This window comes from Muriicola sp. SD30 (assembly GCF_041205185.1).
Classification (GTDB): Bacteria; Bacteroidota; Bacteroidia; order Flavobacteriales; family Flavobacteriaceae; genus Muriicola.
Genome location: NZ_JBGEWB010000001.1, coordinates 343,602 through 368,320 on the forward strand (window position 1 = coordinate 343,602; position 24,719 = coordinate 368,320).

Here is a 24,719-nt window from a genome sequence, read left to right on the forward strand (position 1 = left end):
TACAGCAGAAAACGAAGATACCGAATTGCTTCTGGAATTTAAATAGTTGTTGATATTTTGGGATAACTTCAAACCAAATGCAATCTGCTCAAACAGATGAAAAGAAAACTCTTAAATAAGGAATTAAACCGCCTCGATGTCAAGGCTTTTAAAGATGCTCCTAAAACACCCTTAATTCTGGTTTTGGAAAATATCAGAAGCCTTCACAACATCGGATCCGTATTCAGGACTGCTGATGCCTTTCTCCTCGAAAAAATATATCTCTGTGGTATTACAGCTACCCCGCCTCATAAGGACATTCGTAAAACGGCTTTGGGAGCCACCGAAAGTGTGACATGGGAATATGAGAAAGACAGCCTCTCTCTTATCAACAGAATAAAAAAGACACATCATTGTATGGCGGTAGAGCAGGCCGAAGGCGCAGAGCGACTCGATACTTTCATTCCTTTACCAGACAAGCCTTACGTATTTGTTTTTGGCAATGAAGTTAAAGGAGTTTCCCAGGAAGTGGTTAACGCGTGTGACGGGGTACTGGAGATTCCTCAGTTGGGAACCAAACATTCGCTTAACATTGCCGTCAGTGCAGGTGTGGTCGTCTGGGATTTCTGGACGAAATTAAACAGGCAGAAGAAAATGTTTTAGGGTTGCTGAACCCGGGAGGTAAAATCTAGGATACGATCCAGCACAAAGTGATAATCCTCAGTACTGTGTACAAAGTCGATTGAACTCACATCAAGAATCAGTGTTTTTTGTTCCGGATAGCTTTTAATAAAATCAAAATACCCCTTGTTGATCTTCTCCAGATAGTCCGGTTCAATCTGCTGTTCATAACTCCTTCCCCTTTTTTTGATATTTTCCAGTAACCGATCCGTAGTCTGGTACAGATAAATATAGAGATTGGGTTTTCGTACTTCCCTGTACATCAGGCTGAAGACCTTTCGGTATAGCAAATATTCGTCAGGCTGCAAAGTAATCTTAGCAAAAATCAAGCTCTTATAGACGTCGTAATCGCTCACCATAAATTTCTTAAACAGGTCGAATTGAGTAGTATCCTCAGTGAATTGCTGATAGCGATCTGCCATAAAAGACATCTCAAGGGGAAAGGCGTATCTCGCCTGGTCTTCATAAAATTTTGGCAGAAAAGGATTGTCGGCAAAGCGTTCCAATACCAGTTTTGCCTTGTAGTCTTCTGATATTTTTTGTGCCAGTGTAGTCTTCCCTGCCCCTATATTTCCTTCAATGGTGACAAAATTAAGGGCTGCAAACTTCTCTTCCCAGTGGGCATGTAAACTTATATTTGTTTTCCGAAGCTCCGATTTGTCCCTGCATTCCTGCAGCAGATTTCGCGTGTCTTTTTCCAGTACAGGATGGTAGAATTGCGGTGCGATGTCTGCCAATGGACGAAGCACGAATCGCCTTTTTGCAATTCCGGGATGAGGCAAAATCAATATGTCATCTTCCTGAATTACATTGTCGAAGTACAAAATGTCTATGTCCAGCGTTCTCGACTGATACCCTTCTTCAGATGACCGTTTCCTGCCTAGAATATGCTCTATTTGAAGTACTTTTTCAAGCAATTCTTCTGGACTCAGACTGGTTTCAAGTTCGATGCAGATATTTAGAAAATCGCCGGCTTCAAACCCCCAGGACGGGGATTCATAGACCGGGGAGATTTTTATTATGATCCCCGCTTTTTCCTGAAGCAGAAACAAGCCTTTCTGAAGGAAGTAAACCCGATTCCCTTCATTGCTGCCAAGGGATAAATAAGTAGTGTGAGAGGCCGCCATAACTTTGGCAAATTAATGAAAAAGAAATGGAATAAGGGGTCTATATCACCGTGCTTATTGAGAGGGCTATCCAGCTAAAAGCGACGTCCAGACACATAGGGGATTCCTATTTCTTTATATCCTTAAAATATTAGCCATAGACTCAGGGAGATATGCACTTTCACTATCTTTGACGCTGTTAAACATCAGATATGAAATTTTTACGAAATCTTTTAGCTGCAATCCTCGGGACGCTGATCGCCATGGGAATACTCTTTTTTATGTTTCTCATCTTTATCAGTCTGGCTAATGTGGAAGAAGGTGTGGTTATAAAACGTAACTCAGTATTAGAACTTGAGTTTGAAGATCCTATCAATGACTATACAGGAAGCAATGAAGCCGATCCCTTCGCCGGACTCTTTGAAGAGGCCGTTGGCCTTGATGATATCTTGCACGCCATTGAAGTAGCCAGAGAAGATGACAAGATAGAAGGGATAAGTATTAAGAGTCAGTTTGTCATGGCAGGTTGGTCTCAGGTCAAGGCCATCAGGGATGCCCTCCGCGATTTCAGGGAGTCGGGTAAGTTTGTCTATACCTATGCCGATCTCCTCATGCAAAAGGATTATTTCCTGGCAAGTGTGGCCGACAGCGTATTTCTTAACCCAGTGGGAAATCTCGATTTCAGGGGCTTATCAGCCGAAATTTTATTTTTTAAGGAACTGCAGGAAAAGACAGGGGTAAAAATGGAGGTGGTAAGGCATGGAAAATACAAAAGTGCGGTTGAACCCTTCCTGCAAAATGAAATGAGTGATGAGAACCGGACACAGATCAAAGAGCTGCTCGAATCATTGTGGGGGAGCATGCTTGAAGACATGTCTGCCGATCGTAACTTAAGTGTTGAAGATCTAAATGCCATTGCTGATTCGCTGGGGGGAAGGACACCCGAACTGGCTAAAAGGGCAGGCCTGATTGATGAAACCCTTTATTGGGACCAATATGAGGCGAAACTAAAACGGGCCTTGGGCAAATCTGATGATCAGCGGATAAATTATGTGGAGCTTTCTGATTATCTGAAAGAGGCCAGGAAAAAATCGATCTATAAAGGCAGTGATCGTATTGCTGTGATTTTTGCTCAGGGTGAAATTCTTTACGGGGAAGGCGGTCCTAACTACATAGGGCAGGGCCTGATCAACAGGGCACTCATTCGCGCCAGGGAAGATGACAGGGTTAAGGCAGTTGTGCTACGTGTTAATTCTCCCGGGGGCAGTGCCCTTACTTCGGATTTGATCTGGAGAGAAGTTGTCCTCACAAAAAAAGAAAAACCAGTAGTGGTCTCAATGGGTGACGTAGCAGCCTCAGGTGGTTACTATATTGCTGCGGGAGCGGATAAAATCTTCGCTGAATCCACTACGATCACAGGTTCTATTGGCGTATTCGGAACCATTCCAAATATTAGTGAACTGGCCGGCGACATAGGTATTAACGCCGAACAGGTGGAAACCAATAGCAATGCAACCGAGTACTCCCTTTTCGAACCCATGACCCCCGAATTCAGAAGTGTTATTACAGAGAGTATTGAAGCAACGTACCAAACCTTCCTGACACGTGTCTCTGAAGGAAGGAACATATCTATGGAGAGAGCAGACAGCCTGGCACAGGGGAGGGTCTGGAGTGGGGCGGAAGCCCTGAGAATCGGCCTGATTGATGAATTGGGCGGACTGGAAGATGCTATTGAAGAGGCAGCTGATTTGGCAGAAATATCTTCTTACAGCATCCGTAGATATCCCAGGTACAAGTCGAATTTCGAAATGCTCATGGAAGATCTTTCAGGAACGAAAACCAGGGTAAAGGAAGATGTTCTTAAAGGAGAACTGGGATCTGAAGCTTACAGCCTCTACAAGGAAGTTAAAAGGGCCACTCAACAACGTGGTGTTCAGGCCAGAATGCCATTCAGCATAACCATCAAATAGGCTCATGACGGATAAGGATAGGAAAGTAGCGTACAAGATTTATTTGTACCTGGGAGCACTTTTTATTACCTCTCTCGTTGTATCAAATTTAATCTTTCAGAAGTTCTTTTACTGGAAGCCTTTTGGGGAAGTTTCTGTTTACGGCGCGTCACTCTTTGAAATCTCTGTAGGGATTTTACCTTATCCAATAACCTTCCTGATTACCGATCTCATTTCTGAGGTCTACGGAAAGAAGAAAGCCAATCAGATAGTTACGGCTGGAATATTTGCCTCTTTTTTTTCCATGGGGATTATTCTACTTGCTGAAATGGCACCGGCAATTCCCGAATCACCAATAGGAGATGATCTTTTCAGTAAAGTATTTGCCCTTTCACCCATCGCAGTTCTCGCCTCCATGATCGCCTATCTTTGTGCGCAGTACGTGGATATTGCTATCTATCACTTCTGGAAACGTATAACTAAGGGAAAGTATCTGTGGGTTAGGAATAACTTTTCAACTTTTCTCTCACAGTTCATAGACACCTTCACCGTAGTTGGCTTATTGTGTGTATTCGGAGTGCTACCCTGGTCCCTGTTTACGGGTCTTGTTATAAGTGGTTTTCTTTTTAAGGTTTTTATAGCACTTATCGACACCCCTTTCCTCTATTTTTTCGTATATATTTTCAGAAAGCGATTTAATTTAAAAATAGGGGAAGAGATCGTTTTGGATATCTGATCCATCTTCCATTCTCAAATCTAAGTTCATGAAGAAAAAAATTGTCAAAATAGTGGCGGGCATCTTTATCCTATTTCTGGGAATTGCCATCGCCCTTCCATTTTTCCTCGAAGGAAAAATAGGAACCATCATAAAGAATAAAGTAAATAATAGTATAACGGGTTCGTTCGACTTTGCTGATGCCGATCTGAGCCTGATCAGGAGCTTTCCCAATGCCGAATTACGCATTACTGAGGCGGTATTGCTTACGGCTGCACCTTTTGAGGGGGATACGCTTTTTGCTGCGGGTGAAATCGACCTGACGCTATCGATTTTTGAACTTTTTAAAGATGCATCAGAGCCTATTCAGCTGAAGGAGCTGAACCTCAACAAAGCACTGATCAATATAAAATTCGATGAAGAGGAACGGGCGAATTATGACATCGCCAAAAGTGAAGAAGGGCAGGGGGATAGCCAGGCTGAACAAAGTAATTTTACCCTTGATCTCCAGGAATATACTATTAACGAGTCCCGACTGAATTACGAGGATTTGTCCTCAGGCCTTTACGTTGAGGTAACCGATATAGAGCACAGCGGATCGGGAGATCTTTCTCTGAAGGAGTCGAAGCTTCAGACGATTTCCGAGGCACTGGTTAGTTTAAGTATGGACGGGACGAAATATTTAAACGGGCAAAAAGTTTCTATGGAAGCCTTGTTAGGAATAGATATGGAAACAAACACCTATACCTTTTTGGAAAACCAAGGTTTTATCAATCAACTCCCCCTCATTTTTAATGGCTATGTTCGGGTAGAAGAAGAATTCAACGAGCTCGACATCAATTTTAAAACACCTTCATCCGACTTTAAAAACTTCCTGGCGCTATTTCCGGAAAAGTATTCCAAAGATATCGCCGGGGTATCAACTTCGGGAGATTTTATTGTTGAAGGCGAGATCAAAGGAAAAATGGACGACACACATATTCCTCAGTTCAGGGTGAATATCAGTTCAGATAAAGCTGCCTTTAAATATCCCGATCTGCCCAAAGGAGTTGATAATATCGTGATTTCTACGGAGGTGATCAATAAGACGGGCCTTGCTGAGGATACCTATGTAAATATAGAAAGGGCTTCTTTTAATATTGATCAGGATCGATTTGCGATGGAAGCCAGAATATCAGAGCTTAGCGGGAATACCAAAGTCACTGCCCGGATCGATGCCGATATGAATCTGGCCAACCTCGCAAAGGCCTATCCCTATGCAGCTGAACAGGACCTGAAAGGACTCTTGAAGGCGAATGTTTCCACGGCTTTTGATATGGCAGCTTTGGAGAAGAAACAATACGCAAAGACCCGTTCATCCGGACAGATTAAGGTTGATGGATTTGAATACAGCAATGAAGAACTCTCAGCTCCTGTTCAATTCAAGACGATAGCACTCGACTTTAAACCGGAAAGAATCACTCTTAACCGCATGCAAGGCAATTTGGGAAAAACCGATTTCGATGTCTCGGGGACACTCAATAACCTACTGGGTTTTATGTTTAACCAGGAAGAGGTGGAAGGAAATTTTAACCTCACTTCCAATACTTTTTCTCTGAATGACTTTATGACTGAAAAAGTACAGGAAGAGGGAGCGGAGGATCAGGATGCCTCTGGAATTAAAATTCCATCTTTCCTCAATTGTACGATCAATGCAAAGGCGCAAACCGTACTCTACGATAATCTGACATTGCAAAATGTGGAAGGAACACTTAGAATCAATAATGAATCGGCAACTCTTAGCAATTTCTCTTCCTCACTTTTCAATGGTAAGCTAACCCTGGACGGTCTGGTCTCCACTAAAACGGAAACCCCCACCTTTGAAATGAAGCTGGGTGCCGACCAATTTCAATTGGGCGAAGCCTTTAATAATCTCGACTTGTTAAAAACCCTGGCTCCTATTGCCTCTGCCTTGCAGGGAAAACTCAATTCAAAAATTACGATCTCAGGAAATCTAAGTCCGGAATTTACACCCAATCTGGAAAGTATTACAGGGAATATACTTGCGGAGATCCTCGAGACTAAGATCAACAAGGAGAGAGCGAACGTACTCAATGCCGTAGCTTCCCAACTTCAGTTTATCGACCTTGAAAAACTCAACTTAAGTGGGTTAAAGACAGCCCTTTCTTTTAAAGAAGGGATAGTGTCTGTAAAACCTATGACTTTTAATTACCAGGATATCGCTATTACCGTCGACGGCAGTCATAGCTTTGACAGAAAACTGAATTACACGGCAAGACTTGATGTGCCGGCAAAATATCTGGGTTCGGAGGTTAATAGCCTGATCGCTAAAATAAATGACAATAGCCTTCAAAACCTGACGGTACCTGTAGGCGTTACCATAGGAGGGGAATACAATAACCCACAAGTTAAAACTGATCTGACCTCAGGCGTAAAAAACCTTACAGCCAGCCTGGTAGAGGTTCAGAAACAAAAACTCCTCAATCAGGGAAAAGAAAAGGCCTCTACCCTGCTGGAAGGCCTTTTGGCGGGTAAGCAAGGAAAAGACAGCACTACAACTAAAACAAGCACAACGGAAGAAGTGAAAAAAACGCTGGGGAATATCCTGACATCCGGAACAAAAAGGACAGATTCAGTAAATAAGGATTCTGCAGCAGCTGCTTCTCCCAACCAGGCTGTTAAAGAGGCTGCAAAATCTGTTTTAGGTGGCCTGCTAAAGAAAAAGAAAAAAGATACGACCTCGGTTCTGAAGGATACTGTTAATTGATGATAAGGGATATGTAGTAGCCTTCACTCCCCCGGATATTAAAGACTGTATTGTCCTCAAAAAGGAGGTATTGACCTTTAATCCCCATCAGTTTGCCCTGGTATTGAGGGGTCTTTTCCAGATTGAGACTTTTTACTTTTTCGGGATAGCGTAAAACAGGAAAGACTAATTCGGTTTCTTTGTTATTTTCTATAAAATAGGGAGAAGCCTCTTCAGGAATAAAGGGACGTAATCGATTCCGCCAGCTCTCCAGATTTTCATCGTCCACCTTGTTGGTGAGCATTTTTCTCCAATTGGTTTTATCTGCGACATGTTCCTTTAAAGCAACTTCCGTTATTCCAGCCAGGTATCTGTTGGGCACCTCTACAATTTCAATGGCTTCGTGTGCTCCCTGGTCGATCCATCGTGTAGGTACCTGTGATTTCCTTGTGACTCCAACTTTTACATTACTCGAATTGGCCAGATAGACGATATGGGGCTGTAATTGTACTTTTTTTTCATATTCCAGATCCCTGTCTTCTTTTCCAAGGTGTGCAGTACTTAACTCAGGATGCATAATCCAATCGCCCGCAGAGGGGATCTCATAAAAACAGCTCCGGCAGAATCCCTGTCTGAAAATAGGTCGTTCAAGACCACAATTAAGACATTGATACTTTAAAAATGTGATTTGCAGATTCTTATTCAGAACCTGATTGACATTGAGGAAATCTGCATCGAATAGTAAATAATACTGAATAGGACTTCCTATTTCAGTTTTCATTTTTCGTAAAACCCCTTCGTACTGCATATGCGCTTATTTGTAGAATATCCGCTAAATTTTGCTACCTTTCCTTTCAGTTTTTTAGCATGCCAAAGATACCGAAAAATGCCTATTCCACTATTTAACTCCATAGCTTCTTGGCTGCTTAAAAAGCGGTATCACCAGATAGAGCTCTTCCTTAAATATCCTGCTGAGGTGCAACAGGAAGTATTAGACCAATTGCTGGAAATAGCTGAAGACACTGAGTTCGGCAAGAAATACGATTTTGAATCCATTGAAAACTACAGAATTTTCAGAGAACGTGTACCAATAGTATCGTACGAGGAAGCAGAGCCCTTTATTGAAAGAAGCAGGAAAGGGGAACAGAATATATTTTGGCCCACTACAATAAAATGGTTCGCCAAGAGTAGCGGTACCACCAATGCAAAAAGTAAATTTATTCCTGTAAGCACAGAAGCCCTTGAAGACTGCCACTACAAGTCGGGAAAAGACCTCCTTTGCCTTTATTTAAACAATAACGAAAATTCTCAGCTATTTACAGGAAAAAGTCTGCGGTTAGGTGGCAGTAAGGAATTATATGAAGACAACGGGACCTTTTTTGGAGATCTCTCAGCCATATTGATTGACAACATGCCCTTCTGGGCCGAATTGAGTAGTACTCCCAGCAACAGGGTGTCTCTGATGAGCGAATGGGAAACTAAAATGAATGCAATCATTCAGGAAAGTATACAGGAGAATGTCACCAGCCTGGCGGGGGTGCCATCCTGGATGCTTGTTTTGCTAAATAATGTCCTCGAAGAAACCGGGAAACAACATCTTTTTGAGATTTGGGAAAATCTGGAGGTTTATTTTCACGGAGGGGTAAGTTTTAACCCGTACAGAGAACAGTATGATAAGTTGTTACCCCGCAAGAGATTTAAGTATTACGAAATCTACAATGCCTCAGAAGGTTTTTTTGCGATCCAGGACAGGAACAACGCTGATGATCTACTCCTGATGCTGGATTACGGGATTTTCTATGAGTTTATCCCGATGGATAACTATGGCACTGAAAGTCAGCAGGCCATCCCTTTATGGGAGGTAGAAATCGGTAAGAACTACGCCATCATAATTACGACCAATGCGGGATTATGGCGATATAAAATTGGAGATACGGTAAGGTTCACTTCTACAGATCCCTATAGAATAAAGATTACGGGAAGGACAAAGCACCATATTAATGTCTTCGGGGAGGAACTCATCATTGAGAATGCTGAAAAGGCCCTGGAAGAGATATGCCAGAAGACAGGAGCCCAGATAAAGGATTATACGGTAGCGCCCATTTTTATGTCGGGGAAGGAAAAGGGAGCGCATGAATGGATGATCGAATTCAGAAGGGCTCCCGAAAAACTAACTGTGTTTACGGAATCCCTCGACAGGGCACTAAAAGCCCTGAATTCGGATTACGAAGCCAAGCGCTATAACAATATGACCTTAAACATGCCGAAGGTCCATGTGGCTAGGGAAAACCTTTTCTACGACTGGTTAAAATCGAAAGATAAACTGGGCGGACAGCATAAAATCCCCCGATTATCAAACGACAGGGCCTATCTCGATGAGTTGCTGCAGATGAATAATTAGGAAAATTACTACTTCTTATCCTCCATTTTTTGAAACTACATCGATAAAATACCTACGCTTGTCAAAAAAATAGCAGATTTTCCTCGATTATACTCAAATTGAGGCTCCTAACTTAACCGACAACCTTAAAATCATGGCAGAAAAACTCGTTATCCTTTCCGATATGTGGGGCGCTAAGAAGGGTCTTTGGATCACTTCTTACCTCGGATACCTCCAACAATATTTTGATATTCAGTTTCACGATACTCAGCAACTCGCCGATGTAGATCTGGTTGTATGTACCTCCGAAAAGCTCTACGATGCATTTAAAAGTGGGGGAAGAGATTACGCCGTGTCACAATTGCTGAATAAACAAAAAGAGCCCTGTCACTATCTTACCTTCTGTGCCGGAGGTACTGTAGCCTGGCTTGCAGCTCAAAAAGGGTTGCCTATGAAGTCACTTTACGCGGTGTCTCCCATAGAATTACCCATGGACGGATCTATGCCCGATTGCCCAGTAAGATTGCTCTACGGAGGAAACGATAAGGATATTCCTTGCAGTGATTGGGCTGACAAAAAGGGGGTTTCGCTGGAAGTTATGCCACAATACGGGCATGAATTGTATTCAGATGAAATGATCATCCAGAAAGTTTGTTTGTCGCTTCTGGAATCCGTAATTCACAAAAAATTTCAACTTTAGGAGACCGCCTTCAGTTTCTTGATGGTCTCATAGGATAGTTTTTCCTGAGCATAAGGTTTCGATACCTTGAATTCTGTTTCTTCACTGCTGGGAAGTTCAAACATAGCATCGGTAAACACAGCTTCGCACAGAGAACGAAGGCCCCTGGCTCCAAGCTTGTATTCAATCGCCTTGTCCACAATATAGTCCAGTGCCTGATCTGTGATCTCAAAACTGATACCGTCCATAGCAAATAATTTCTCGTATTGCTTTATGATGGCATTCTTCGGTTCTGTAAGGATAGCCCTGAGGGTTTTCTTGTCTAAAGGATTCATATGAGTAAGAACTGGCAATCGCCCAATAATCTCGGGGATGAGGCCAAATTCCTTCAGATCCTTCGGAATAATATACTGCAGTACATTGTCCTGGTCGATGTGCTCTTCCTTGCGGGAGGCACTGTATCCGATGGCCTGCATATTCAGCCGTTTGGTAATAATACGCTCTATTCCGTCAAACGCCCCACCGGCAACAAAAAGGATGTTTTCAGTATTTACTTCAATAAATTTCTGATCAGGATGTTTTCTTCCTCCTTTTGGGGGAACATTAACAACGGTTCCTTCAAGTAGCTTTAGCAAGCCCTGCTGCACCCCCTCGCCTGAAACATCGCGGGTGATGGACGGATTGTCACTTTTACGCGCAATCTTGTCTATTTCATCTATAAATACGATTCCTCGCTCTGCTTTTTCTAGATTGTAATCTGCCGCTTGCAAAAGCCTTGTCAGGATGCTTTCAACATCTTCTCCTACATATCCGGCTTCAGTAAGTACAGTTGCATCTACAATGGCCAAAGGAACATTAAGCATTTTAGCAATAGTTCTTGCCATCAGGGTTTTACCTGTACCGGTTTGACCCACCATGATGATATTGCTCTTCTGGATTTCAATTTCGTCTTCCTTGGAACTGGGCTGTAAGAGGCGTTTATAATGGTTGTAAACCGCGACGGAAAGAACTTTTTTTGTTCGTCCCTGCCCTATGATAAAGGTGTCCAGGAAATCTTTTATCTCTCTGGGCTTTTTCAGGGTCAGTTCTGAGGAGAGGTCATCGGTTTTAGACTGCTTCGACTCTTCCGCTACGATACCATGCGCCTGTTCGATACATCGATCACAGATATGAGCATCCAATCCTGCAATAAGCAGATTAGTTTCCGGCTTTTTTCGACCGCAAAAAGAACATTCTAAATTTTCCTTCGCCATATTTCTTGGTACTATCGGCTATTATAACGAAATAATTCCGGTTTTGGTTTATTTCACAGACTATTGACCCACTTTTACGAAAAAGTGTAAAAATGAGACTTAGGCCTTATCCCTTTCTAAAATTTCATCAATCATACCATATGAGAGTGCCTCTTCGGCTTTCATCCAGTAATCCCGGTCACTGTCTTCGTAAACCTTATCGAACGACTGGCCTGAATGCTCTGAGATGATATTGTAGAGTTCGTCTTTTATCTTAAGTACTTCCTTAGCTGCAATTTCAATATCACTTGCCTGTCCCTGTGCCCCCGACATAGGTTGATGGATCATCACCCTGGAGTGTTTTAGTCCGCTTCGTTTACCTTTTTCGCCTGCACAAAGCAGCACAGCTCCCATAGAGGCTGCCATACCCGTACAAATAGTGGCCACGTCGGGTTTGATGAATTGCATGGTATCGTAGATTCCCAGGCCGGCGTAAACACTTCCCCCCGGGGAATTGATATATATCTGGATGTCCTTTGAAGAATCAGCACTGGCCAGAAATAATAGCTGTGCCTGAACAATGTTTGCTACCTGATCACTTATGCCTGTGCCGAGGAATATAATCCTGTCCATCATAAGACGTGAAAACACGTCCATGGCAATGGCATTGAGTTGTCGTTCCTCGATAATATTAGGAGTCATATTTACAGGATACATACTGCGTAGAACTTCATCGTAGTACATACTATTCAATCCCTGATCCTTTATTGCGAAGTTTTTGAATTCTTTTCCGTAATCCATTATGTCAATATCGTTGTTTAAAAAAAAGGAGCCGAATCATAATCATTCGGCTCCGTAAAGATACTTATTTTTAATGAAAATTGATGGCGGGAAAATGCGTGTTATCAATTTTACAATAGTCTTAACACTCCCACTACAAAGGCTCTAAAAAAGAGCAATCATTCAGCAAACCTACCCGTATACTTCTTTTACAAAGTTCTCGTAAGTTACTTCTTTGACCTTTAAGTTTGCCTTTTCCTTGTACAGGCTGAGGAGTTTCTGACTCATCAATTGTTCAGAAAGACGTTTTACTTCCTCCTGATTGCTCATTACCCTGCCGGCAATAGCTTCCAGTTCCTCTTCCTGTGGATTCATCTGTCCGTATTGAGCCATTTGCGATTTGATAAATCCTTTGGCGAATTCTTTTAATTCATCATAGGTGATTTCAATATTGTGATCTTTGATAATCTTACCTTCAATCAACTGGTACCTCAATCCCTTTTCTGATTTCTCATATTCATCATTTGCCTCTTCCTCAGAAAGCGGTTTTTCTCCCGTCATCTGAATCCACTTCTTTAAAAAGGCAGTGGGAAGTTCAAATTTTGTAGTGTCTATGAGTCGTTCCGTAACATCATTCAGTAACTTTTGGTCCGACTGCTGCTCAAATTGTTTTTCAGCATCTGTTTTAAGACGTTCTTTTAACTCCTTTTCAGAAGTGATGGCATCCTTCCCAAAAAGTTTGTCAAAAAGCTCCTGGTTTAACTCGGCAGGCTCCCTTTCATTGATCTCCTCGATGGCGAATTCAACTTCGATGTTTAATTTGTCTGCCTTATCCCTGTTAATTCCAAGGGCGCCTGAAAGCAGGTAGTCCTCTTTGAATAAACCTTTGGTTTTCAGTATTACTTTATCACCAGGTTTTTTACCCAAAAGGGATTCAAGAGCCTTTTTGCTTTTGATTTTGTCTAATTCTACAGTGGATTTATGCTCAATTTCTTCCGCTTCGTTGATAAAGGTTCCTGTTACCTCATCTTTTTTTCCCGCCTCTTTCTTTGAAATTAATTTACCGTACTGCTTTTGAATCCTCTCCAGCTGTTCCTCGATCATCTTCTTGTCGGCAACGATTTTGTACTGGGTCACAGGCTTCTTTGTTTTCAGATTGGCATCAAATTCAGGGGCAAGGCCCAGCTCAAATTCGAAGGAGAATTCCTCTTTATCCCAATCGAAACTATCCTGCTGCTTGGGCAAAGGATTGCCTAAAACGTCGAGTTTTTCTTCGTTGAGGTACTTGTTCAGATTGTCCTGTAGCAATTTATTTACTTCATCAACCAATACGGCACGACCGTATTGTTTTTTGATAAGTCCCATAGGAACTTGTCCTTTCCTGAATCCCGGTATATTCGCTTGTCTGCGATAATCCTTCAGGATCTTTTCAACCTTGTCCTGGTAGTCTTCTTTGCTGATATCGACCTTAACTACTGCGTTGAGGTCATCGATCTGCTCCTTGCTAATGTTCATGTATAATTGTGATTTACTTCCCTAAAAGGGAGGCAAAAGTAGTACATTTTACACTGAGGAACAAGTTTTTAGAAGGTTGTGTACCTGGTCATTTACCTCGACTTCTCAGGGTCCTTTAAAACCGAGAAAAATATGGATTGCAGGAAGGATAGCAATAAGCTAAACAAAAGTGCCCACCAGATATTATCAACACTAAATCCGCCCACTAATTGATCAGCCAGAAGGATAATAATGGCGTTGATAACCAGCAGGAACAGCCCCAAGGTTAGGATGGTTACAGGTAAGGTTAGTATAACGAGGATAGGCTTGACGATAAAATTGAGCAAACTCAAAACAACGGCCACAATAATTGCGGTGACATATGAGTCGACCTGAACACCGCCCAGGAGGTTAGCTAGAAGGACAACGGCTAATGCGGAAAGTAATACCCTGAGAATTAGTTTCATAAACGAGGAATTAAATGAATAAAAAAGGCACGCCTTTTAAGCGTGCCATTAAAATAGTGATTTTATAGTTTATTGCAGATATAGACCTGTAAAATTCAACGGATCCACTCCTGGAAGATTAGAGCCGTATTTGGTATTGATAGCTTCTACCATAAGGTTAGCCAACAAGGCATAACCTCTGGGAGATGGGTGAACTCCATCTAAGGAGAACCCGCCTCCGGTACCATAAGTAGCCGATACAGTACTTCCGTCGCTTAAAGGGAAACCGGTTTCGGCAAAAGTGGTTAAAAATGCATTCGCATCCACAAGGGCAACATCATATGCCTGTGCAAGGGCGGATATAGTTTGGTTATAAGATGTCTGTGCCGCAATTACTGATGCTTGTTCTTCTGGTGTTAATACCCACTGGTCAGTGAGTGGTACTGCTACACCATTGATAGAGGTAGGATCGTTAGGATTAGCCAGGGTGCCAAGAAAACTAAGATTGCCCAATACCAGGAGATCTTCAGGAGTTGCCTGTCGGTATTTCGGCAATCCGGCAAAAGCAGGGTTTATAGCTCCCAGATCAGTAAGATCCTCGTCAATAATAACCACTGCGTTCGGACCCGCAGAAAAGTTGATTGTCCTTCTCGCAGCCTCTTCGGCCGTGAATAAACCAGTTCCGTCAAGGGCAGCAAGTGCTTGCTGAATACCCCCGTTGTAAGGTAAATATGCCTGATTGACAACTCCTGCGGTGGCTTCATCTAATGGTATAGCATTATATGGTACCGTTGTAAAATAAGGAATTGAGGTTACATCCGGGATATTCATCATAATTCCATCAGCTCCATTTGCCGTAAGTGTTTGAAGTAAACCATCTAATACACCTGCAAAAACATTGGGATCTGTAATATCATTACTTCCATAAGTAGTTGGATCGAGATTTCCGGTCTGATCTACTCCTAAACCACCCGAAGTGGCGAAACTCAGAATATCGTTATTCCCTATCCAAAGGGAAAAAAATGTTGGGTTTTGAACAGCAGCATCTCCTATGACAGTTGCTGAGGCCGAAGTTGCAAAACGGGCATAATAAGGATTTGCAGCTCCTAAAGGTACGCCGGCAACATTCCCATATCCCGCGGCTGCTAAATGGAAACTCTTAGCTCCCGGCACTCCCATATTGTTAAAGGGACCTGTGAGTGTATTGCTGATCTCTGTTGCACCTTGTCCGGAAACAGGTACAGGTGCAGGAGATCCACTGGCAAAGGATAGAATCAATCTATTGCCAAGGATAGTCTGACCTCCCAGGGTTGCACCACCAAGGTTATCAGCCATAAAAGGAATCGTAAAAGCTCCACCACCGGCCAGGGCAAAATTCTCTGCCAGCATATTGGGAAAGGAAGCCGTTTGTCCGTCGATGAAAAGCGCAGCATCTGAATATCCGGCAGTAAGAGAATTCCCTACGGCTACATAATTTGAAAAATCGGCGGATCCGCTGGTGTAATTAACAGGATCTGGTGGTGGCGTTGTTGTCATAGTAGTGTCGTCATCACTACAGGAGATCAAAAGAACACCGGTAAACGCAAGGAGGGCGAAAAACTTTTTCATGAAGAAATTTTTGAGTTGATAGTACAAATTGAATGTCAGTGGTCTCAAAATTAATATAATTTATGACACACGCAATTTTACCCCCTTATAAATGGGGTTCTTGCAGAAAAAATACCCGGATATTATCGATTTAAAAATAAGAGGGAATATTTTAAAAACTCCCTGGGGTTTTCCGCATGCAACCAATGGCCCGAATCTGATACAGTTTCGAGAAGGGCAGAAGGAAAGTGCTGTTTAATCATAGGCAGGTCCTGGTCAGTTATATACTCAGATCTGCTGCCTCTTAAAAACAAAGTGGGCCCTTCAAAGGATTTGGTGCCAGAAATCGAATCTCCGATTTCTTCCATCTTTTCAGCTAAAACGTCCAGATTAAACCGAAAAGCGAGTCGTCCTTTTTCAACCCAGTGAAGGCTTTTTAATAAAAACTGCCTTATTCCCCAGTCGTGCAGGTGTTTTGCCAGAAGGAAGTCGGCCTCACTCCTTGATTTTACCTTATCTAACGGTAGGGCCTTTAGGGCATCTATGATGTATTGATGATGCGGAGGGTAGTATTTTGGAGAAATATCTGCTACGAGAAGGTGCGTTACCCTTTCCGGGTTGTTGCATGCAAATTCCATTACCGTTTTACCCCCCATGGAATGACCCAGTAGTGCCGCTTTCTCGATATTGTGGTGATCCATATAATTACCGAGGTCGCCGGCAAGCAGACTGTAGTCGAATTCTTCAGACCAGAAACTTTTCCCGTGATTACGCTGATCAAGCAGGTGTACTTCGTACCCTCTTTCTGCGAATTGGCTTCCCAGGGTTTTCCAATTATCAGACATACCCAGAAATCCGTGTAAAATTAGAAAAGGTTCTCCTTTTCCTATTATGTTAGAATATAAGACAGGCATCATTTCAGACGGTGTAAATACATGTTGACTACGTTTTCCAGACCCAGGTAAATCGCCTCGCATATAAGGGCATGTCCAATAGAAACTTCCTCGAGATGAGCTATACCTTTACTGAAATATGCTATATTTTCCAGACTTAGATCGTGCCCTGCATTAATGCCCAAACCAAGGGAATGGGCCACTTTGGCTGCTTCAGCATAAGGTTTGATCGCCTTCTCCGGATCTTTAGGATATATTTTGGCGTATTCTTCCGTATAGAGCTCAATACGATCTGTCCCGGTCTCTGCTGCTCCTTCCACCATTGCCGGATCCGGATCCACAAAAATGGAAGTACGAATTCCCTTATCCTTAAAGGTGTTAATCATTTCCTTTAGGTAGGTTTTGTGCTTTAAGGTATCCCAGCCGGCGTTTGATGTGATCGCATCCACAGCATCCGGGACAAGGGTAACCTGTGCGGGACATACTTCCAGTACCATCTCGGTGAATCTGGGATTGGGGTTCCCTTCAATGTTGAATTCTGTTTTTAATACCTCTTTAAGGGCGTAAACATCGGCGTACCTGATATGGCGTTCATCAGGTCTGGGATGCACAGTGATCCCATCTGCCCCAAATTCCTCTATATCCTTTGCCACTGAGATGAGATCGGGCATATTCCCGCCCCTGGCATTTCTCAAAGTGGCAATTTTGTTAATATTTACACTGAGTTTCGTCATTTGGACTATATCATCGTTCATTCGTCGCAAAAATACAAATTAGGCATGCCTTTTGATCTTTTTAATTATTAATTTGCGGTAATTTAAAGATCATGTCTATAGAATCACATATCATCCATTCAATCCCTGTATTTGACGTTCAGGATATGCTGGCGGAACCTATTCATTTTTTTAAGAATAGTACCTACTCCCATGTGGCTATCACTGAAGACCAAAAATTATTGGGTTTGTTATCAGAGAATGATCTCGAAGCATTTGAGGAAGATCAGAAGATCACCAGCTTTAAAACAAATCTGGAATCCTTCTTTGCTGTAAGAGAAACTTCCTGGCTTGATGTGCTTGAACTTTTTTCCAGAAATGAAGCAAACCTTCTGCCAGTCCTGGATGAAGAAGCTCATGTGATGGGATACTACGATCTGAATGATTTTGTGGGCGTATTTATCGACACTCCCTTTTTTAAGGAACCGGGAGCCATTCTGGTCGTGGCTAAAGGGATTAAAGACTATTCATTCAGTGAGATTGCACAGATTGTCGAAAGCAATAACACAAAACTTATCGGTGCTTTTATTACTGATTCGAGGAGCGAGGTAGTGCAGATTACCATTAAAATCGGCATGAATAACTTTAATGAAGTGGTGAACACTTTTCGCCGCTACAACTACTCCATACTCTTTGGCAATAAGGCCGATCAATTTCTTGAAGACCTCAAAGAACGTTCAGATTATCTGGACAAATTTCTCAATGTATGAGGGTAGCCATTTATGGTCAGGCCTTTAAGGAAAACGGACTCAATTACGTCTTTGAGCTGCTTGAAGAACTGAAATTACTCAAGGCCGATATTTTCATAGAAGAAGATTTTTATAAACTCCTGCGTGTAGAAGAACCGGATTTATACTGCCAGACATTTGATCACAACCACGGTCTGGATAAGGATTTCGATCTTTTTGTAAGTTTTGGGGGAGACGGAACCATTTTGAGGGCGGTAACTTATGTCGGGAATCTTGGTATTCCTATTGTAGGTGTCAATACCGGGCGTCTGGGGTTTCTCTCTACCTACAAAAAAGAAAAAGTCAGGCGATTGATACACGATTTTATCAAAGGAGACTATATTGTGGTTGAACGCAGTTTGGTGTCTGTAACTTCTGAGCCTGAAATAGAGGAATTCAAAGAGCTGAATTTTGCTCTCAATGAGGTTACGGTGAGCAGGAAGGATACCACCTCCATGATTACTATTGAAACACATCTCAATGATGAATACCTCACATCTTACTGGGCCGATGGCCTGATTATCTCAACCCCTACGGGTTCTACGGGATATTCCCTGAGTTGCGGAGGACCGGTGATGACACCCACCGCTCAGTCATTGGTGATTACTCCCATAGCTCCTCATAACCTGAATGCCAGGCCCCTGGTGATTTCGGATGACACTGAAATCAGGATCAAGGTCTCCGGAAGGGAAGATCAGCACATGGTTTCCCTTGATTCCAGACTGGCTACCATAGATAATGGAAAGGAATTGGTGATTAAAAAGACCGACTTCAGTATTAAAATGATAGAATACGCTTCCGAGAGTTTTTTAAAGACCATTCGAAACAAATTACTATGGGGTCAGGACAAACGCAATTGATCCTGGAAACAATAATTACAACATTTCCCTGTTTATTGAGAAAGCGAAAGTTCTTGAGTTCATCCAAACAATATAGCCTTAAGGAGTATATTTGCCCATTTTTGATAAAAATGAAAGCAATTCCTTATATCATCTTCCTTCTGCTGTTTATGCAGTCCAGAGCCCAAACCTATGAAGTTGGTTTTATGGGCGGTGGGCTCAACAATATAGGGGATGTAGGGAGCATGAATTTTATTTCCCCCACAGGACCGGCATTTGGAGGAGTATTTAAATGGAACAAAAGTAAAAGATACGCCTGGCGCGCCAGTGCTTTCTATGGTAGTTTTACCGCTGATGATTCAAAATCGGACATGGCATCCAGACAACAGAGGGGCTATGTCCTTGATCATAATCTTTTGGAGATATCTGCCGGACTCGAGCTCAATTTCGTAGAGTATAACCTTCATTCACTTTCTCAGGCGTTTACACCTTATCTTTATTCAGGAATTGCGTATTTTCGCTATGATTTTAATTATTTCGATGCAGGATCATTGCAGGAAACCGGGCAAAAAGATGGTTCATTTGCCATTCCTATGACCGTAGGGGCCAAGATCAGGTTGAATCAATTCCTGATCCTCGGTGCCGAAGTAGGAGCGCGGTATACCTTTACGGATAACCTGGATGCGAGTAACCCAACGGGATCAAATTTTGAGCAATTCCGTTTTGGGAACATTTTAAGTGACGATTGGTATGTTTTTTCAGGGATTACCCTCACCTACACCTTTGGTAGGGTGGTCTGTTCCGATTGTTTCGAGTAAAAAGTAGGATGAACACTATAGAAGAATTAAAAAAGGGCCCTTTGCCCAGGCATCTGGCTATCATCATGGATGGTAATGGCCGGTGGGCCAAACAACGTGGTAAACTGCGTATTTTCGGTCACGAGAATGGTGTAAAAGCCGTGAGAGAGACCGTGGAGAACTGCGCTAAAATTGGGATCGACTATCTTACCCTCTATGCCTTTTCTACTGAAAACTGGCAACGTCCTAAAAAGGAAGTGGACACCTTAATGAAACTTCTTGTCTCTTCTTTAAAAAGAGAACTTAAAACGCTCGATAAAAACAATATCAGGCTTAATGCGATAGGAAACATCTCCTCATTGCCCCCTAAGGCTTATTCAGAATTACAGGAAGTGATTGAAAAAACTTCGAAAAACACTGCTATGGTGCTTACGCTTGCGCTCAGCTATGGAGCGCGGGAAGAAATCAAACATGCAGTGCGGGAAATTAGTGTCAAAGTTAAAAATAATATAATTTCGCCGGAGAATATTGATGATGCCATTATTAATGGTCATCTTTACACGCATAATTTACCAGATGTAGACTTGCTTGTTCGAACCAGTGGAGAGCACCGGATAAGCAATTTTTTACTTTGGCAGATTGCTTATGCCGAATTGTATTTTATGGAAGTATTCTGGCCCGATTTCCGGGTGGAACATTTAGCAGAAGCACTAAAGAATTACCAGAACAGAGAACGACGATTTGGAAAAACAAGCGAACAACTTAACTAGTAGTGTGAACGGACTCATATTGCGAATCTTCCTTACTACCTTCCTTTTTCTTTTAACCACAAGTTCAGTACTGTCGCAGGATATTCCGTATGATAGTGGGAAGAAGTACGTTCTTAAAGGACTGGAAATTTCTGGCTTGCAAAGTTATAATGAGCAGACCGTAAAAACATATACCGGACTCAGGGAAGGGCAGATCATTACCGTGCCAGGAGATGAGATCAGTGACGTCCTTAAAAAGCTCTGGGGCCTTGAATTGTTCAGTGATATTGCCTTTTACATAACTAACATAGAAGGGGAGGATATCTACCTCGAACTCAATATTAAAGAAAGACCCACTCTTTCCAAGGTCACCATCTATGGTGTTAAAAAAAGAAAGGTGGATGAAATCATTGACGACACGGATCTTAAAAAGGGGAAGAAAATCACTGAAAGCCTCATTGCCAATACCAGGAATTATCTTCAGAACAAGTATAAAAAACAGGGTTATCTAAATGCCAGGGCTACCATTGTAACCTCACAGGACACCTCCGAAACCAATGCGGAAAGCATGGTGATAAACGTAAGCAAGGGGAATAAAGTAAAAATATCCAATATTGTTTTTGAGGGGAATGAGGAAATATCTGATGGGAAATTGCGTAAATCCCTAAAAAATACCAAGCGTAAGAAACTCGGAAGGTTCTGGAAGAAATCAAAATATATCCCGGAAGATTACAAGGAAGATCTCTCCTCTTTGATCGACAAATATGCGGAAAACGGTTTTCGCGATGCCCGTGTAATTTCAGATACCATCGAAAAGGTGAATGATGAAAATATTAAGATCACCATCAATGTAGAAGAAGGAAATAAATACTACTTCGGAGATATCAACTTTGTTGGAAACACAGTATATACCGATCGCCAGCTAACACAGGTTCTGGGAATAAAGAAGGGATCTACTTATAATGGCGTCTTGTTAAGGGAGCGAATTGCAGATGATACCAAACCTGATGCAGATGATCTTACCAACCTATATCAGAACAATGGTTATTTATTTTCGCAGATCAACCCTGTGGAAGTTTCTGCAGAAAATGACACTATTAACTTTGAGATCCGAATCATTGAAGGGAAAGAGACCTTCTTAAATCACGTTACAGTAACTGGGAATGATAAGACCAATGATCACGTTATATTCAGGGAGATCAGAACACGGCCCGGACAGAAATACAGTAAAGAAAACATTATCCGAAGTGTCCGCGAACTCGGACAATTAGGATTCTTTGATGCAGAACAAATTGCTCCCGACATTCAAAACCCCGATCCTAATTCCGGAACGGTAGACCTGGCTTACAGCCTGGTAGAATCAGGATCGAGCCAGATAGAACTTCAGGGAGGTTATGGTGGCGGAGGATTCATCGGAACGCTGGGACTTTCATTCAGTAATTTCTCCATTCAGAATCTTTTTAATGGAGAAGCCTATAAACCGGTGCCTATGGGGGACGGTCAAACCTTTGCCCTCCGATTACAAGCCAGTAGAACCTTCAGGGTCTATAGCCTGAACTTTTCAGAACCCTGGTTAGGAGGTAAAAAACCGGTTAGATTCAATATGTCGCTCTCCAGAACTCAGCAGTTCCTGGCGTCATTCGGTACTAACGGTAGGGTAGAAGTAGATAAAGATCAGCAATTTTCTATTACAGGGGTTTCTCTTGGGCTTGCCAAGAGGGTGCAGTGGCCTGACGACTTTTTTACGCTTTCCCATTCCCTGAGTTATCAGCTATACGACTTCAGGAATTACCGAACAGGCCTCTTTAATTTCGGAAACGGGCAGTCAAATTCCCTTGCTTACACCTTCGGAATTTCGAGGAGTTCTGCAGGTCCAGGCCGAATTTATCCTATTACAGGGTCGATCTTTGAGGTAACCGCAAAGTTTACACCTCCGTATTCCCTCTTCAGCGATAAGGATTTTGCTGCCTTAAAAGATAGAAGCGAAGAGCTTACAGAATTACAAACTGAAAGGAACCAGGTGGGAAGTGACCTTACAACGGCCGAAAGAAATGAATTGGAAAGCGTGGATCAGGAGCGATTTCGCTGGCTTGAATACTACAAGATCAAATTCAAAGGCGACTGGTATACCAGATTAGTAGATAAATTAGTTCTCAGGACCAATGTTGAATTTGGATTCCTCGGGAATTACAACAGTGATGTAGGCCAGGTACCTTTTGAGAGATTCTTTCTGGGGGGCGACGGTCTTGGCAGAAACTTCACCCTTGATGGCCGCGAGACTATACAGTTAAGGGGATACGAAAATAACTCTCTTACCCCTGTAGATCCTATTACCTTCGATCAGGAAGGTGGAATTGTCTATAACAAATACTCTCTGGAGCTCAGATATCCTCTAACCCTGAAGCCTTCTGCCTCCATTTACGGCTTAACTTTTTTAGAAGCAGGAAACTCATTTAACAATTTTAATGAGTTTAATCCGTTTCAACTTAAAAGATCGGCCGGAGTAGGCTTAAGAATATTTATGCCTGCCTTTGGTTTACTGGGGATAGATTTTGGCTACGGATTTGACGAAGACCTAAGACCTCAATCTGCGGGTAATGGTCCGAGCGGATGGCAGACACATTTTATTATAGGTCAGCAATTCTAGAATTTCAACTTCCCGGAACAAAAGGTAAAGCACTCATTCTAAAAGTTTTAGTAATTTTGGCACGATATTTTCTATGTACTAAACCTGAGTAACATGAATACAAAAGTTCTTTTAATAACTGTAGTGTTTCTGACCACACTGAATTCCTTCGCCCAACGGGGAGTTAGGATAGGATATGTGGACATGGAATATATCCTTGAAAATGTAGAAGAATACAGGGAAGCCAATGAGCAACTTGAGAATAAAGTGCAAAGGTGGAAACTGGAGATTGAGGAAAAGAAGGGGGTCATAGACCAGATGAAGCAAGACTTGATGGCAGAAAAAGTACTGTTGACTGATGAGTTGATTTCAGAGCGAACAGAGGAAATTCAGATTCTTGAAAGGGAAATGCTCGAATATCAGCAGGACAGATTCGGACCGAACGGAGATCTGGTGCTACAAAAGCGAAGGTTGATTCAACCTATCCAGGACCAGGTGTTCAATGAAGTACAGGCGATTGGAGCTAATAAAAAGTACGATTTTATTTTCGATAAATCTGCGGATGTCGTAATGTTGTACTCCGAAAAAAGGCACGATATCAGCGAATTAGTATTGAGGGGTATCGCCAGAACAAGGAGGGTTAGCAAGCCCAATAAAGCAGCTGAAAAAGCCCGATTGGCAGCATTTGAAAAAGCAGCAGCGGAGGAAGAGGAAGAAATGACCGATGCGCTTAAAGAGCGACTGGAGAAAGCTGAGGAAGCCGAGAATGTGCGAAAGCAATCAGCAGAGGAAAAAAGAGCAGAGCAAATAAAGCTTCGGGAAGAACGCAGAAAGGCATATGAAGAACGCAGAAAGAAATTATTAGAAGAGCGCGAGGCCAAACGCAAAGAAAAAGAAGCCGAAAGAGCTAAGCAAACTGAAAAGAAAAAAGACACAATAGATCAATAATTTAGAATTCAATAATAACACTCAAATAGTAAATTTAAAGTCATGAAACACGTGAAGAAAGTAGCAGTAGCCCTAGTATTGTTCGTTGCCGCTACAGGGTTTGTAAATGCACAGAGCTCAGTAGCTCATATCAATGTAACCGAACTTTTATCGGATATGCCGGAGATGAAGGCTGCCCAGGCTGAATTAAAGAAATTACAGGAGACCTACAAGGCCGATATAGAAAGCTCAATGACCGAGTTGCGAAACAAGTATACACAGTATCAAAGTGAAGCATCGGCAAAAACCAAAGAAGAAAACGAAAAAAGAGCCGTTGAACTTCAGGGATTTGAAAGGAATATTGGAGAAGCCCAGCAGGCTGCTCAACAGGAACTTGCCAAAAAACAGGCCGAATTGTTCCAGCCTATTTCCGAAAAAGCCATGGCCGCTATTGAAAAAGTAGCTGCTGCACAAGGAATAGAATACGTAATGGATTCTACCCAGGGAGGCGGACTTATCGTAGCAAAGGGTAAAGACCTGCTGCCGGAAGTTAAAAAGGAATTGGGATTTTAATCTGAAATAAATCCTTATAAAAAACCGTCCTCACAAGGAC

The 24,719-nt window shown here is 42.3% G+C and carries 22 protein-coding genes; 13 read left to right on the forward strand and 9 right to left on the reverse strand.

Going from position 1 to position 24,719, the window contains the following annotated elements:
• Positions 1 to 96: 96 nt before the first annotated feature.
• Positions 97 to 642, forward strand: a complete 546-nt coding sequence (locus AB8P51_RS01500) for an RNA methyltransferase (protein ID WP_369747000.1) — start codon at positions 97 to 99, stop codon at positions 640 to 642.
• On the opposite strand, the gene folK is transcribed toward AB8P51_RS01500, so the two are convergent.
• Positions 639 to 1,787 (reverse strand): 2-amino-4-hydroxy-6-hydroxymethyldihydropteridine diphosphokinase, encoded by a 1,149-nt coding sequence (gene folK, locus AB8P51_RS01505; RefSeq protein WP_369747001.1) that lies wholly within the window; start codon positions 1,785 to 1,787, stop codon positions 639 to 641. The genes AB8P51_RS01500 and folK overlap by 4 nt on opposite strands.
• 191 nt (positions 1,788 to 1,978) lie before the next feature.
• Here folK and sppA point away from each other — a divergent pair, with 191 nt between their 5' ends.
• Genes sppA through AB8P51_RS01520 form a run of 3 tightly spaced genes read left to right on the forward strand, consistent with a single transcriptional unit; the run spans position 1,979 to position 7,197 of the window.
• On the forward strand, positions 1,979 to 3,736 hold the full coding sequence (sppA, locus tag AB8P51_RS01510) for a signal peptide peptidase SppA (RefSeq protein WP_369747002.1): 1,758 nt from the start codon (positions 1,979 to 1,981) through the stop codon (positions 3,734 to 3,736).
• Between the two features lie 4 nt (positions 3,737 to 3,740).
• A complete protein-coding gene (locus AB8P51_RS01515; RefSeq protein ID WP_369747003.1) occupies positions 3,741 to 4,451 on the forward strand; it encodes a queuosine precursor transporter in 711 nt (236 codons plus the stop codon).
• Between the two features lie 28 nt (positions 4,452 to 4,479).
• On the forward strand, positions 4,480 to 7,197 hold the full coding sequence (locus AB8P51_RS01520) for an AsmA-like C-terminal region-containing protein (protein WP_369747004.1): 2,718 nt from the start codon (positions 4,480 to 4,482) through the stop codon (positions 7,195 to 7,197).
• On the opposite strand, the gene AB8P51_RS01525 is transcribed toward AB8P51_RS01520, so the two are convergent.
• Positions 7,190 to 7,984: a DUF2797 domain-containing protein gene (locus tag AB8P51_RS01525; RefSeq protein WP_369747005.1), complete on the reverse strand. Its 795-nt coding sequence runs from the start codon at positions 7,982 to 7,984 to the stop codon at positions 7,190 to 7,192. The genes AB8P51_RS01520 and AB8P51_RS01525 overlap by 8 nt on opposite strands.
• A gap of 78 nt (positions 7,985 to 8,062) precedes the next feature.
• On the opposite strand from AB8P51_RS01525, the gene AB8P51_RS01530 reads away from it, so the two are divergent.
• Together AB8P51_RS01530 and AB8P51_RS01535 are read left to right on the forward strand one after the other, a co-directional pair.
• Positions 8,063 to 9,577: a GH3 auxin-responsive promoter family protein gene (locus AB8P51_RS01530; RefSeq protein ID WP_369747006.1), complete on the forward strand. Its 1,515-nt coding sequence runs from the start codon at positions 8,063 to 8,065 to the stop codon at positions 9,575 to 9,577.
• A gap of 133 nt (positions 9,578 to 9,710) precedes the next feature.
• The gene (locus tag AB8P51_RS01535) at positions 9,711 to 10,256 is read left to right on the forward strand and encodes a hypothetical protein (protein ID WP_369747007.1); all 546 of its coding nucleotides are present in this window, start codon (positions 9,711 to 9,713) and stop codon (positions 10,254 to 10,256) included.
• Here the strand turns inward: AB8P51_RS01535 and clpX are convergent.
• The 7 genes from clpX to AB8P51_RS01570 all read right to left on the reverse strand — a co-directional run bounded on the left by clpX (position 10,253) and on the right by AB8P51_RS01570 (position 17,401).
• Complete coding sequence (gene clpX, locus AB8P51_RS01540; RefSeq protein WP_369747008.1) at positions 10,253 to 11,488, reverse strand: ATP-dependent Clp protease ATP-binding subunit ClpX; 1,236 nt, start codon at positions 11,486 to 11,488, stop codon at positions 10,253 to 10,255. The genes AB8P51_RS01535 and clpX overlap by 4 nt on opposite strands.
• A gap of 99 nt (positions 11,489 to 11,587) precedes the next feature.
• Entirely contained in the window at positions 11,588 to 12,268 is a 681-nt protein-coding gene (clpP, locus tag AB8P51_RS01545; protein ID WP_369747009.1) for an ATP-dependent Clp endopeptidase proteolytic subunit ClpP, read from the reverse strand.
• Positions 12,269 to 12,439: 171 nt separating this feature from the next.
• Positions 12,440 to 13,762, reverse strand: a complete 1,323-nt coding sequence (gene tig, locus AB8P51_RS01550; protein ID WP_369747010.1) for a trigger factor — start codon at positions 13,760 to 13,762, stop codon at positions 12,440 to 12,442.
• 92 nt (positions 13,763 to 13,854) lie between these two features.
• On the reverse strand, positions 13,855 to 14,208 hold the full coding sequence (locus AB8P51_RS01555) for a phage holin family protein (RefSeq protein ID WP_369747011.1): 354 nt from the start codon (positions 14,206 to 14,208) through the stop codon (positions 13,855 to 13,857).
• Positions 14,209 to 14,277: 69 nt separating this feature from the next.
• The gene (locus AB8P51_RS01560; protein WP_369747012.1) at positions 14,278 to 15,795 is read right to left on the reverse strand and encodes a G-D-S-L family lipolytic protein; all 1,518 of its coding nucleotides are present in this window, start codon (positions 15,793 to 15,795) and stop codon (positions 14,278 to 14,280) included.
• Positions 15,796 to 15,917: 122 nt separating this feature from the next.
• Entirely contained in the window at positions 15,918 to 16,688 is a 771-nt protein-coding gene (locus AB8P51_RS01565) for an alpha/beta fold hydrolase (protein WP_369747680.1), read from the reverse strand.
• Complete coding sequence (locus AB8P51_RS01570) at positions 16,688 to 17,401, reverse strand: pyridoxine 5'-phosphate synthase (RefSeq protein WP_369747681.1); 714 nt, start codon at positions 17,399 to 17,401, stop codon at positions 16,688 to 16,690. The genes AB8P51_RS01565 and AB8P51_RS01570 overlap by 1 nt, the downstream gene beginning before the upstream one ends.
• A 92-nt stretch (positions 17,402 to 17,493) precedes the next feature.
• On the opposite strand from AB8P51_RS01570, the gene AB8P51_RS01575 reads away from it, so the two are divergent.
• The 7 genes from AB8P51_RS01575 (at position 17,494) to AB8P51_RS01605 (ending at position 24,679) form a co-directional block, all read left to right on the forward strand.
• Positions 17,494 to 18,150, forward strand: coding sequence for an acetoin utilization protein acuB (locus AB8P51_RS01575; protein ID WP_369747013.1), 657 nt, complete (start codon positions 17,494 to 17,496; stop codon positions 18,148 to 18,150).
• Positions 18,147 to 19,028, forward strand: a complete 882-nt coding sequence (locus tag AB8P51_RS01580) for an NAD kinase (RefSeq protein ID WP_369747014.1) — start codon at positions 18,147 to 18,149, stop codon at positions 19,026 to 19,028. Before AB8P51_RS01575 ends, AB8P51_RS01580 begins: the two co-directional genes overlap by 4 nt.
• Before the next feature lie 110 nt (positions 19,029 to 19,138).
• Complete coding sequence (locus AB8P51_RS01585) at positions 19,139 to 19,825, forward strand: DUF6089 family protein (protein WP_369747015.1); 687 nt, start codon at positions 19,139 to 19,141, stop codon at positions 19,823 to 19,825.
• 8 nt (positions 19,826 to 19,833) lie between these two features.
• Entirely contained in the window at positions 19,834 to 20,574 is a 741-nt protein-coding gene (locus AB8P51_RS01590; RefSeq protein ID WP_369747016.1) for an isoprenyl transferase, read from the forward strand.
• 4 nt (positions 20,575 to 20,578) lie between these two features.
• Positions 20,579 to 23,200, forward strand: coding sequence for an outer membrane protein assembly factor (locus tag AB8P51_RS01595; protein WP_369747017.1), 2,622 nt, complete (start codon positions 20,579 to 20,581; stop codon positions 23,198 to 23,200).
• A 93-nt stretch (positions 23,201 to 23,293) separates the two neighbouring features.
• Complete coding sequence (locus tag AB8P51_RS01600; protein ID WP_369747018.1) at positions 23,294 to 24,127, forward strand: OmpH family outer membrane protein; 834 nt, start codon at positions 23,294 to 23,296, stop codon at positions 24,125 to 24,127.
• Between the two features lie 42 nt (positions 24,128 to 24,169).
• Positions 24,170 to 24,679 (forward strand): OmpH family outer membrane protein, encoded by a 510-nt coding sequence (locus AB8P51_RS01605; protein WP_369747019.1) that lies wholly within the window; start codon positions 24,170 to 24,172, stop codon positions 24,677 to 24,679.
• The last annotated feature ends 40 nt before the right edge of the window (positions 24,680 to 24,719 follow it).